Annotated in this window: 12 protein-coding genes; 3 read left to right on the top strand and 9 right to left on the bottom strand. The window is 61.3% G+C overall.

The genetic code is table 11. The features are described 5' to 3' along the window. Nucleotides 1-18 precede the first annotated feature (18 nt). From NKH21_RS26685 to NKH21_RS26675, 3 genes are all read left to right on the top strand, one after another. A complete protein-coding gene (locus tag NKH21_RS26685; protein ID WP_023679221.1) occupies nucleotides 19-306 on the top strand; it encodes a hypothetical protein in 288 nt (95 codons plus the stop codon). A 455-nt stretch (nucleotides 307-761) separates the two neighbouring features. Next, a complete protein-coding gene (locus NKH21_RS26680; RefSeq protein WP_352868569.1) occupies nucleotides 762-1,007 on the top strand; it encodes a type II toxin-antitoxin system Phd/YefM family antitoxin in 246 nt (81 codons plus the stop codon). Continuing rightward, nucleotides 1,004-1,207 (top strand): PIN domain-containing protein, encoded by a 204-nt coding sequence (locus NKH21_RS26675; RefSeq protein WP_352868566.1) that lies wholly within the window; start codon nucleotides 1,004-1,006, stop codon nucleotides 1,205-1,207. Before NKH21_RS26680 ends, NKH21_RS26675 begins: the two co-directional genes overlap by 4 nt. A gap of 218 nt (nucleotides 1,208-1,425) precedes the next feature. On the opposite strand, the gene NKH21_RS26670 is transcribed toward NKH21_RS26675, so the two are convergent. From NKH21_RS26670 to NKH21_RS26630, 9 genes are all read right to left on the bottom strand, one after another. Then, nucleotides 1,426-2,256, bottom strand: coding sequence for a BtpA/SgcQ family protein (locus tag NKH21_RS26670; protein WP_352868563.1), 831 nt, complete (start codon nucleotides 2,254-2,256; stop codon nucleotides 1,426-1,428). Beyond that, nucleotides 2,253-3,161, bottom strand: coding sequence for a ribokinase (locus NKH21_RS26665; RefSeq protein ID WP_352868561.1), 909 nt, complete (start codon nucleotides 3,159-3,161; stop codon nucleotides 2,253-2,255). Before NKH21_RS26665 ends, NKH21_RS26670 begins: the two co-directional genes overlap by 4 nt. A gap of 3 nt (nucleotides 3,162-3,164) precedes the next feature. Then, complete coding sequence (locus tag NKH21_RS26660) at nucleotides 3,165-3,935, bottom strand: glutamine amidotransferase (protein ID WP_352868559.1); 771 nt, start codon at nucleotides 3,933-3,935, stop codon at nucleotides 3,165-3,167. 28 nt (nucleotides 3,936-3,963) lie between these two features. After that, nucleotides 3,964-5,052: a phosphotriesterase family protein gene (locus tag NKH21_RS26655; protein WP_352868557.1), complete on the bottom strand. Its 1,089-nt coding sequence runs from the start codon at nucleotides 5,050-5,052 to the stop codon at nucleotides 3,964-3,966. Between the two features lie 4 nt (nucleotides 5,053-5,056). Continuing rightward, nucleotides 5,057-6,061 carry an ABC transporter permease gene (locus NKH21_RS26650; RefSeq protein WP_352868554.1) on the bottom strand — a complete coding sequence of 335 codons (1,005 nt, stop codon included), beginning with the start codon at nucleotides 6,059-6,061 and terminating at the stop codon, nucleotides 5,057-5,059. After that, a complete protein-coding gene (locus tag NKH21_RS26645; protein ID WP_023721835.1) occupies nucleotides 6,058-6,855 on the bottom strand; it encodes an ATP-binding cassette domain-containing protein in 798 nt (265 codons plus the stop codon). The genes NKH21_RS26650 and NKH21_RS26645 overlap by 4 nt, the downstream gene beginning before the upstream one ends. A 74-nt stretch (nucleotides 6,856-6,929) precedes the next feature. Continuing rightward, the gene (locus NKH21_RS26640; RefSeq protein WP_352868552.1) at nucleotides 6,930-7,868 is read right to left on the bottom strand and encodes an ABC transporter substrate-binding protein; all 939 of its coding nucleotides are present in this window, start codon (nucleotides 7,866-7,868) and stop codon (nucleotides 6,930-6,932) included. A 116-nt stretch (nucleotides 7,869-7,984) separates the two neighbouring features. Continuing rightward, nucleotides 7,985-8,596, bottom strand: a complete 612-nt coding sequence (locus NKH21_RS26635; protein WP_352868549.1) for a cupin domain-containing protein — start codon at nucleotides 8,594-8,596, stop codon at nucleotides 7,985-7,987. 1,217 nt (nucleotides 8,597-9,813) lie between these two features. After that, nucleotides 9,814-11,562, bottom strand: a complete 1,749-nt coding sequence (locus NKH21_RS26630) for an adenylate/guanylate cyclase domain-containing protein (RefSeq protein ID WP_352868546.1) — start codon at nucleotides 11,560-11,562, stop codon at nucleotides 9,814-9,816. Nucleotides 11,563-12,071 lie beyond the last annotated feature (509 nt).

Here is a 12,071-nt window from a genome sequence, read left to right as displayed (position 1 = left end):
ACGAAATAGGAGAAAGCAATGGCTCGCAATCACGTTGAACGTCTTGGAGAGTTTAGGGAAATCTTGGTCGCGACTCGACGCGAAGGAGTCCGTAACGTGCACCATACTCGCGACGCAATGCGCGCAAGTGGCTTTCAGATTGGGGACAGCGACGGCTCCAGCTACGGAGCCGAGCTGAAGGTGCTCCAAGAGGAAATTGAGGCAGTCGATCGCGCCATCGAAGACGAGAAGCGGTTGGCCCTGGCCCTCGAGAGCGCGGCTCAATCCCGCCGACCGACTAAACCGAGAATCGTGAAGGGAACATAGAGCCAGGTAAGGCTTTTGGCGCCCGTCACGTCGATCGCCTTCGTCGCCGCCGTGGTGCAGCGCCCTAAAAGCGGACGTTACGCTTTCCGCCCCTAGCGCGACGTAGAGCATTTGCTCGGCAAAAATCGCTCCTGTGAACTCCGACGTCGCATGGCGGACCAACAGGTTCGGCCAACATCAGATGAGATGTAGTCCCAACAAACATGCAGTTCAGACAATCGATTACGCGTCTTTGTTGAAGTCGTACCCTACCAAATGAGCGCCGGACCTGAAACGATTGATCTAGGACTCGCTCATCCTCGCCACTCTGTGGGGCCTCTCAATTCCTTTCTTGTAGCGCATGCGGCCGATCCGAAAGGATCGGCCGCATGCGGCATCCTTCACTGACTGAAACACACTTGAAAATCGGGGCCCGATGTAGATTAAGTTGTATGGACTAAGTCGTGAGGCCCGCAATGCGCACCGTCAATATCCACGAGGCCAAGACGCATCTGTCTTGTCTTGTCGACAGGGCAGCCAAAGGCGAATCCTTCATTATTGCCAAATCCGGCAAGCCGATGGTCAAGGTGGTTGCCATAGACGCACCTGCGGCCGGCGAAATGCGTCGGGTGGGGTTTATGGCCGGGCAGTTTTCAGTTCCGGACGATTTTGATCGCATGGCCGATGACGAGATCGAAAAGCTGTTTGGCGGCGATACATGAAACTTCTTCTCGATACTTATCTTCTGCTCTGGGCGGCGGGCGAGCCCGAAAAGCTCCCGCCCGCAGCCCTCGCTGAGATCGAGAATGCCAATAATCACTTGACGTTCAGCGCCGCAACTCCCCGGGAGATTGCCATTAGACGCGGTCTGGGCCGCCTTGACTGTAAGATCGATGCGTCTTTTACGTCGGGGCCTGATTGACAATGGCTATCATAAGCTGCCAATCACCGGCGAGCATGCCATTGCAGTGGAGGGGCTTCCACCTATCCACAAGGACCTTTCGATCGGATCCTGGTTGCTCAATCGATTGTGGAAGGCATTACTTTGCTGACCGTCGACGATCTGGTCGCGCAGTATCCTGCGCCGGTCCGTCGTCTCTGATCAAGCTGGGACCCCAAGCCCCCCGGTAGGGTAGTCAGCTATCGCTTCAGACCAGCCATGAAAGCCTTTACTCGAGCAGAGTCGACTTGGTTCCACCAGACGCCGTCGTGCTTCAGCGCGCTGGCGATGATGACCCCGTCGACAATGGCGAGAATATCCTTGGCGTTATCCGGGGTGACACCGCTGCCGACCAGCGTCGGCAGGCCGGCAGCCTGCTTGATCATGCTGATGTAGCCCAAATCCGCGGCGTGGCCGGTACGCTGGCCGGTGGCGATGATGGCATCGACATCGAAGAAGACCAGGTCCTTGACCAGTTCCTCCACCGGGCGGTCGGCAACGATGGCGTGTGCGCCGTGCTTGACATGGGCATCGGCGAAAATGCGGATGCCGTTGGCGCGCAGCTTGGCGCGATAGCGCGCCGCGCGGCCAGACTCGCCTTCGACAAATCCCTCATTGGCGACATAGGCGTTCGCCCATTGATTGACGCGGACGAAACCGGCGCCGGCAGCGCTGGCGATCGCCAAGGCCGGGATCGCGGCATTGGCCAGCACATTGATGCCGATCGGCCTGCCGAGTTCGCGGCGGATGCGGTCGGAGACGACCGCCATATAGGCGGCCGTCTCCGGGCCGATATCGTCAGGCTTGGCGAAGGGGATGTCGCCATGGTTCTCGACGATGACGCCGTCGCAGCCGCCGTCGAGATAGGCCTTGGCGTCGTCGAGCCCGCGCTGGTAGATCGCCTCGATAACCTCGCCGTGATAGCGGGGCGCGCCGGGCAGCGGCGCCAGATGAACGACGCCGATCACCACCTGTGTGCGGCCGAAAAGGTCTAACAATGCATCGCCGCCGGATTGGCCGAGCTGGGTCATGAGAACTCCATTTTGTCGATGAGTGCCGCCATCTCGGAGGCGGAAGGACAGGATGCCAGCGTGCCCGGCCGTGTCACGGCGATCGCGGCGGCGGCGAGCGCCAGCTCCAGTGCCGAGATGACCGGCATGCCCCGCGCAAGCCCACCGGCCAGACAGCCGCAGAACACATCGCCCGCGCCGCTGGTGTCGAGCGCTTCGACGCTCGGCGCCGGCAAGCGAATTGGTTCCGCCCGGCCCGGACCAAGCAAGAGACAGCCTGCGGCACCGAGGGTGATGACGACGGCCCCTGCGCCTTTGGCCACCAGCGCGCCGGCTGCTGCTGTCATGTCATCCCGGCCGGTCAGGGTTTTCGCCTCGGATTGGTTGACCACCAAAACCTCCGCCAGGCCGAGATCGGGCACAGAAGCCGCATCGATGGGGCTGGCGTTGAGGACGGTGCGCGCGCCGTTTTCCCTTGCTGCCCCCAGGCAGGCATTGGTCGCTGCGGCCCGCAGATTGCCCTGACAGACGAGGATATCGCCGGGGGCGATCCAGCGGGCAAGTGCTGTTTGCGCCACCGGATCGAAGGCTTCGCTGCAGGCGACGCCGCTGACGATGAAATTCTCTCCGCCTTTATCGACGACGATGGTCGAGCGGTCGCTCGACAGCTCGAATTCGCTCGCCTCAAGGTTTGATAGCTCGCTGTCGAGGCGGCTCCTGATCCACGCGCCAGCAGGGTCCTTGCCGAGCGCCGTCCAGAACGTCACCTCTGCACCAGTCCGTGCTGCTGCGACTGCCTGGTTGGCGCCCTTGCCGCCGAGCCCGTCGGCATAACTCATGGCATTCAAAGTCTCGCCCGCGGCAGGGAAGCGGCCGATGCGAAACACGGTATCGACGCAGGCATTGCCGACGACGTGGACATGCATGGCTCAGCTCTCACCGGTCGCCCAGCCCAGCATCTGTTCGAACAGAGTCTTGTAACCTGGCCAGGCGATGAATTGCGGCGGCAGCCAATGCGGCCCGACATCGGATGTCCAGGCAACGGTGCGGCCCTTGCCGTAATGGCCGGTGACAAGCAGCGGCAGCGAGCCATAATCCGACGACACGCTGGCCAGGACCTCGGCCCCGTCCTTCAGCGTCACCTCATTAAAACCGAGCAGGATCGGCCAGTCCGAGCCGAGGCCCCTGAGGATGGGATGGCTCGACCCTGGTTTCGGCACGGGCGCAAAACCTTCGGGAACCTCGACGCGGTCGTCGTAGGCCAGGCAGTTCACCGGCAGCACGTCCTCGACCGGGGTCTTGCGGTAGCGCGCGCCGCCATTGATGCCCTGGAAGCTGTAGTAGCCGCCTAACATCAATAGACCGCCGCCGCCGCTGACGTAATCGCGCAGCAGGCGCAAGCGGTTCGGCGTCGGCTTGGAGTGTACCCAGGTGTCGGGATGCAGCAGCAGCGTGTTGGCGCCGATGTCGGAGAGCACGACCGCGTCATAGGCGGACAGCGCCTCCATCGTCTGTGGAAAGCCGCGCTGCGCCTCATGCGCCGGCATGAAAGTGACGTCGAAGTCGGTCGCCTTCAGCGCGCCCAGCAACTCGTCCGCGCCGGTGTGGTAGGTAACGGTCGGAAACTGATCGAAACCCTTGATATGGGTCGCGGTCGAAACCCAGGATTCGCCGGCAAGCAGGATTTTCTTCTTGGACATTTGAACTCCCGTCGTAACTCGAGGCCATTCAGAGCCGCGCGAATACGCTCTTTGGATTGGCGATCAGCATGCGGTCGATAGCAGCCTGCTCGACGCCGTGGCGTTTCAGGCGCGGTATGAAATGCTTCAGGATATAGCCATAGCCGAAGCCGCCGAAGCGCGTCAGCATGATCTTAAGGAATACATCCTGCGACAACAGCAGGCGGTCGCCGAAGCCCGCCTCGACAAGGGCAGCGATGGCGCGTGCATTCTCCTCGTCGGAGGGCGATTGCGCGTCCTGGTCGGCATAATAATAATCCATGCCGATCATGTCGTATTCGAGGAACGTGCCGCGCCGGGCGAGGCTTTTCTGGTAATCGGGGTCGTCGTGGCTCGGGTTCATGTGGCAGAGCACGGTGTGGCGAAGATCGGCGCCCTCGGCCTCGACGATATCGAGCACGTCGTGCGCCAGCCGCTCCCAGCCAGGCAGATGGATTGACAGCGGCACGCCGGTGATGCGCGAGGCACGCGCGGAAGCCCGCAGCGACTTGCGTTCCTCGGCGGTGAAATCCTTGCTGACGCCGACCTCGCCGATCAGCCCGGCCATGATCGGCGGCTGCGTCTCGCCGCCGCCGACGTCGTTGACGATGAACTCGGTCACCGCGTCCACATCCATCGCCTTCAGCCATTCGGGATGGGTGTGCTCGAGATAGAAGCCGGTGCCCATGACGATCTTCAGGCCGGACATGCGGCTGATGCGGGCGAGCTTTTCGGGGTCGCGGCCGATGCCGATATTGGTGGCATCGACGACGGTGTGGCCGCCCAGCGCGCGATAGCGCTGCAGCTCCGACAGCGCCAGGTCGGCGTCGTCGAGCGAGACGTTGTCGCGGTTGACGTATGGGTTCATGCGCAACTCGCCGATGATCTCGATGTTCACCGGCTGCTCGGCGATCGCCATGTCATTGGGATGGCAGGGGCATTTCCAGCTGCGCGCGCCGTCGAGCAATATGTGCTCGTGCATCAGCGTGATGCCCATCTCCTCGACCGGAACCGGGCAGAGCACGGTCATCACATGGCCGGTTTCGACCCCGATTGGCAGCCGCTGCCTGGGTACCGCGTCATCGAACAGATCGCTCATCGGCTCAACGGCTCCGCACGGCGCCGCGAAACAGGCGGAAGTTCAGCCAGATAGCGATCAGGATGATCGTTCCGGTGACGATCGGCGTCAGGAAAGGCGACAGATGCGCCAGGATCAGGCCGTTGCCGATGACGGCCACGGTCAGCGCGCCGAGCACCGTGCCGATGATCGTTCCGCGGCCGCCGAACAGGCTGGTACCGCCGAGCACGACGGCGGCGATGACTTCCAGCTCGAAACCCTGTCCGGCATTCGAAGATCCCGATCCAAGCCGGGCAGCAATGATGATCCCGGCAAGGGCTGCCGCGGTGGCGGAAATCACATACACGAACAGCGTCGTCTGCCGCGTGTTGACGCCGGCACGCCGCACCGCCTCGGCGTTGGCGCCGATACCGGTGACATAGCGGCCGAATGGCGTCTCGTTGAAGGCGAGATAGGCGATGGCCAGGATCGCCAGCGCGATCAGCGCCGGCACCGGCACGCCAAGGAACCAGGCGCGGCCCAGCACGGTGAAAGCGCTTCCTGGCTCGATCGGGATGGAATAGCCGCCGGTGATCAGCAGCGCCACGCCACGGATCACCGAAAGCCCGGCAAGCGTAACGATGAAGGACGGGATGCCCTCATAGGCGACGAAATAGCCCTGCACCGCGCCAAGCAGGGCACCGAGTGCCAACATCGCGAGGATAACGACTGGCCAGGGCAGGCCGAACTGCAAAAGCGTCGCCGACAGCGTCGCCACCAGCGCCAGTACGGAGCCGACAGAAAGATCGATGCCGCCAGTGGTGATGACGAAAGTCATTGCCGCGGCGACGATCAACAGCGGCGCCGACTGCCGCAGGATGTTCAACAGATTGGGCGACGTCAGAAAGGCGTCGGTCGCAAGCGAGAAGATGATGCAGACGACCAGGAAGAACAGCGCGATCGAGACGACACTGCCATTGGCGAGCAGCACATCGCGCCAGGTGCCCTTGTGCACTCGTGAGGGCTGGGCGGCGTGGATCGCGTCACTCATGCCGGCGCTCCACCGCGATAGCCATTGGTGGCGGAACGCGCACTGAACTTGCGGCCGACGATCAGATTGACCACGTCTTCGATATTGGTCTCGCCGATCAGTCGCTCGGCGACATTGCGCCCCTCATACATGACCTGGATGCGATCGCAGACAAGGAACAGATCCTGCAGCCGGTGGGTGATCAAAATGACGCTGACACCGCGCGCACTGACCGCGCGGATCAGTTCGAGCACCGCCTCGACTTCGGCCACGGCAAGCGCTGCCGTCGGCTCGTCCATGATGAGCACGGCCGGCTCGAACGAGGCGGCGCGGCCGATCGCGATCGACTGGCGCTGCCCGCCGGAGAGGTTTTCGACCTTGAGCCGCGTGTCGGCAATGACGATGCCGAGCCGATCGAGCATCTGGCGGGTCTCGTCATGCATGCGCTTCTTGTCGAGAAAGGAAATGCCTGCGATGCGGCGGCGCGGCTCGCGGCCGAGAAACAGATTGCCGGCGACATCGACCGTGTCACACAGCGACAGGTCCTGGTAGACCATCTCGACGCGCGCCGCACGTGCGTCCGCCGGCGAGCTGAAGATCACCGGCTTACCGTCGATCTCGATGGTGCCCGCGTCGGGAACCACAGCCCCCGACAGCACCTTGCTCAATGTCGACTTGCCGGCGCCATTGTCGCCGACGAGCCCCAGCACCTCGCCCGGCTTCAGCGTCAGCGACACGTCATCGAGCGTCTGGATGGCGTTGTAGCGCTTTGAGATGCCGCTCATCCGCACCCGATAGGTCTGGCCGCTGCTCATCTGGGATTCCACGCGATTGCAAGGGGTCCGCAGCGCAGCCTCAGGCGGCGCCGCGGCTCGGTCGCCGACGCAGGTTACTTGAACATCGCGCGGTATTCGTCGACATTCTTCTTGGTCACGATCGTCACCGGGATATTGATGATCGGATCGATTTTCTCGCCCTTCTTGAGCTTGCCCAGCGCTTCGACTGCGGCCTTTCCTTCGCCGGCCGGATCCTGCTGCACCACCGCCACCACCCAGCCGTCGTCAATGCCCTGAACGGCCTGCTTGGTCAGATCCCAGCCGAACACCTTGACGTCGCCGGTGCGGCCCTGGCTAGTCACAGCCGAAACGGCGCCGAGCAATGCCGGCTCGCCGGTCGCATAGAGCGAGTTCATGTCCGGATTGGCGGTCATCAGGTTTTCCGAAGCGCTCAACGCGGCCTCCTGAACGTTCTGGCCGTCGACCGTGTCGAGGAAGGTGACGGCCTGGCCGCTTTCGGTCACCGCCTTCTTGAAGCCGTCGAGCCGCTGGTTCTGGATGAATGAATTGAGTGCGCCGACGATACCGATCTTGGCCTTGCCGCCCATCTCGGCCTTCACATAGTCGGCGTAGAATTTGCCGATGTCCTCGCCGGCCTTGGTGTTATCGACGCCGATGAACGAAATATTGTCGCCGTCGGGGATCTGCGCGTCGATGGCTATGACGGGAATGCCGGCCGCCTTGGCCGCGGTGATCGCAGGCTTGACGCCGTTGACGTCGATGGCGACCAGAATGATGCCGTCGACTTTCTGCGTGATGTAGTTCTCGATCGCGTCGTTCTGCGCGCTGGGCACATTGTTGGCGTTGAAAATGACCAGCTTGGCGCCGGCGGCGTCGGCTGCCTTTTGCGCGCCCTCGTTGATCTGGTTGAAGAACAGGGCCTGCTGGTTGATGTTGACGAGAGCGAACGTATCGGCAAGCGCCGATCCCATGGCTGCCGAGCCCACGGCAATGGCGGCGGCACAGCCGGCGAGAAGTTTGAACAGACGCATTTTGGTTCCCCTTGCTTGCGGACCAGACCTCGGCTGGTCCCGTTGGTGCTACAGGCACGAGGCAAGCATTCAAGAGACTTGAATATTTGTCAATCCAAATGAACGCAGTGCGTCGCTCAGAAAGTCGCCGGCGTGTTGACCCAGAAAATGCTGGCCCGTTCCTCGCCGATGTTGCGGTAATGATGCGGCAACTCCGATCTGAACACGAAGGCATCACCCGTGGCGAGAGCATGGCTCTTGCCGTCAACGATCAACTCGATCCGGCCGGCGAGCACATAGCCGACTTCCTCGCCGGCATGCTGGATCGGACCTTCGCTCGAGCCCTCTGCCTCGATGTGATGGATGTTGCATTGTAAGAGGTGGCCAGGCGAATACGGAATGATGCGTTCGAGCGAAATTCCTTCGCCACGCCGTAGCGCGTCGAGCGCAATCAAAGGCCTTGCGCCCGCCCGGAATACGATCGCCTCGTCGTCATCGACTTGCTCGAACATCCAGCCGATGTTGGTGTCGAGAACCTCGACCAGACGGTGAAGCATGGGCAGGGACGGCGAAGCCTTGCCGTTCTCGATCTTGGACAGCAGGCTTTCCGAGCAATTCGCAGCCGCGGCCAGGCTCTTCAGCGTCATGCCGCGTGTCTGGCGGGCGAGGCGCAGCCGAGTTCCAAGTCTTGCGGCATTTACGGTGGCGTCCGTTTCTGACTCTGGCCGCCGTCGATCGATTTTGTTCATCTGTTCGCCAACCATTCAACGGTCAAGGGCAACTATCGCGCGAGCAAAAGACCTCGGCTGACGATTTGCAAGTGCTGATGCGTCAAATTCGAGACTGCAGCCGCAACTACCGCATCCGGCGAATGCCGCTCCCGCATGAACTGTGCTGATGATCCCGCGCCAGTTATCCCCTATCGCTTGGCTGTCCATCGTGGTCGAAATCGCCAGCCGTTACCGCGTTTGCGTCACGTGGCGAGTGGACTTGGAACGACAATGCAGGCAAGGCGGGCCACGCAGCCAATCTACACAACCACGGCCCTGCCGACACGATAAAATCTGGCCTGTCACCGAACTTGCGGAGTCCGCCAGAAGTCACCCGCGGCAGCGCCCTATGGAGTAACGCCTAGCGTGCGCAGGCTCTCGATAGCCGCGACGTATCCAATGAAATCCCTGGGGCAGTCGCGCACCGCTTGAGCTTCGACAATTTTGAAGAAAGTCCAACAGAATTAATGGACTAGCACCTTGCGGATGTAAGTTGCGGAAGCGACGCGCAGTTAATGCTTTAGAAGTATAGACACATCGACACGAGGTGCGAAGAAGCAACGCCAATACAGCTGGTTGGTTACAACATATTTATTTTCGCAGATATGGTATTGGCCGTCCGGCGATTCTTGTACGCGGTCCCGTGGGATGATGAAATTATGCGGCAAATAGGTGTACCCACCGTCTACCCTGGACTGCACCGAAGACCGAGGTACGGCGCGGCAATCTGAACCGCCGCAGCACTTGAATTTGGTCTGTGGGTCAATCTTGTCTTCGTACCAATCGTGGGCGTTAGCGGCTGTTGCGGCGGCGATACACATTGCCGTGAAGATGAGCCTTCGCATGGCATCCCTCAAGTATCTGGCAGGCGCTGCTCGTTGGGGTTCCATGTATATTAGCGTTCCATTGAAAATACCATTGGCTTCCGACCGACTTAACGCAGCTCCAGCAAGCGACGGTGGCAACGGAAGACCGCCTTGGACCACGTCAGGACGACACTTGCGCCGAACAAAGGTCTGCTCGTGTCGCTCCGGGTTTGAAAGCCGACCGTCTGCTCTGCGCCTCAACTCAGCCGTTGAGGTCGGATTTGCCAGATTTGGAAGCGAACATACCGGGCAACCACTCTGGGAGTCGCGGTTGCGCCAGCAACGGATGTCGCGACCCCCAACTGTCGCACTTCCGAACGGCTGCCTCCGCTATTCGAGCCCCGCCCGTCGCAAGCCCTCGATGTACCTAGCGCGGTCTTCAACCCGGATCATTGGATAATATTTCTCAACCCAGGCGAGGCTGACGTCCGGCTGTAAACGCCTGCATTCGGCGAGGCCTTGCCGGGCTAACTCCAGATCGCCCGCGAGGCCCGCGGCGGCAGTGAGCGTGCGCCAAGCGGTGCCGAAATTCGACCGCAGTTGGACGGCTCGGCGTTCCGCGGTTGCGGCTTCGATGTACCGGCCGGCCACAAAATGACAAAGCCCTTCGATCGAAAGATTGGCGGCCTGGGTGTGATCGCGCGGGCTCAATCGTGTTGCGATCTCGAGCTGACGGTGACCTTCCTCCGCTAACCCGGCATAGCCGTAGGCGCAGCCAAGGATCATCCGCGCAAAGGCGAAATTCGGATTGCGCTGCAGCGCTTCGTTCAACTCCTCGACGGCAGGCCCAAATCGTCGCGAAAACACATAGACGTACCCAGCCGCGATATGGGCCCAGGGGTCGTCGGGATCGAGGTCGATCGCACGTTGGGCGAGAACGAGACCATCGGAGATGCCTCTCTCAAAATCCATGTTGCCGAGGACGACGCGGGTGGCGAAAGCCCACGCCAGAAGGCTCCGTGCGCGCGCATAACTCGGATCGAGCTTAATCGCCCGATTCAGAAGATTGACCCCATCGTCTTCGTTCTGGGCAACCCAAGTCCAGATATGGGGCATTGCCCGAACGACGCAGCCCCAGGCATCGAGGCTTTCGGGCGGCTTGCTTTGGAGACGAAGGCCTTCAGCAGCATAAAGTTGCGGCTCGATAGCTGCAACGACGCTTGCCGTAATCTCATCCTGCACTGAAAAGATGTCAGCGATGGGACGATCGTAGCGCTCTGCCCAGATGTGATTGCTGCTGGTCGCGTCGATGAGCTGCCCAGTCACCCGCAGCCGCTCGCCTGCTTTGCGGACGCTGCCTTCGAGTACATACCGCACGCCTAGCTCGCGCGCGACCTGCCGGATGTTCGGCACTTTGCCTTTGTAGGCGAAGGTCGAATTTCGGGCGATGACAAAGAAGCCCCGGAGCTTCGACAAGCCGGTTATTATGTCTTCGGCTATTCCGTCGCCGAAATATTCCTGTTCCGGATCACCGCTCATATTCTGAAATGGCAGGACCGCGATCGACGGCTTATCGGGCGACGTCGGATGCGCAGCCGCGTCAAATGGGGCGGGTTGCTCGACCAGCAGCCGAAAGGCGCGGACTGGACGTGCGATGTTCTTGAGCGCCTGTTCACCCATATCTATGAAGGTGAGGTCGACTTTTCCGGCGGCATCCTCCTGCACGCGTGCTGACACGCAAATCCCACCCGGCTCGGCAATGCCTTCCAGCCGCGCGGCGATGTTCACGCCCTCACCGAAAATGTCGCCGTCCTGCTCTACGACGTCGCCAACGTTAATGCCAATTCGGTAACTTATGCGCTTATCCTCGGCCACGCCGGAGTTCCGTTTGGCCATATCGGTCTGCACTTCGACCGCGCATCGTACTGCGTCGATGACACTCGCAAACTCCACCAGCAGCCCGTCACCGGTGTTTTTGACAATTCGGCCGCGGTTGCGAATGATGCTCGGATCGACAACGTAACGGCGGTGCGCGGTCAGTCGGGTCAGCGTCCCCTCTTCGTCGATCCCCATGAGGCGGCTGTAGCCGGCCACGTCGGCGACGAGGATCGCCGAAAGCTTTCGTTCGATCCGATCCATTGCTAAGGCCTTCAACCGCGTTCGAAGCAGTCGGATCATACGCCGACATGACGTTCTCCGCGAGTGCTACACGGCGGGCTGCGGGGAATGTCTTGGATGGATCACGTGACGATACCTTTGCGCTCGCAACCAGGGAGTGGGGGAATGGACCACCAGTCTTTCAGGGCCCTCTCCGCTGGACCGCCGATGATATGATATGGGGAGGCGCTCGCAAATCGCGCCCTACGCGCGGGGTGATCGGTTGATCAACATCGAAGCTTGATATGAGAAACGCGCTAACTGTGACGGCGGTGGTCACCGTGGCTCGTGTGTCAGCAGATGTGGTAAGGGTTGAGTGTCGGCGAGTGGCAGAGGTGCAGCAACAATGACTTTGAGGCGAACCAGAGGTTACGGCGCATCCGGCTTGGTTCTAGCGGTTTGCACCGTGTTTGCTTGGCAGAACGCCGCTGCCGCTCAAAATTGCGACGCAGCCGCGACGCCTGGCGTCAATTGGCAAGAGTGTGACAAGA

Source organism: Mesorhizobium sp. M1329, assembly GCF_040318035.1.
Lineage (GTDB): Bacteria > Pseudomonadota > Alphaproteobacteria > Rhizobiales > Rhizobiaceae > Mesorhizobium.
This window is presented reverse-complemented; position numbering and strand designations above follow the sequence as displayed.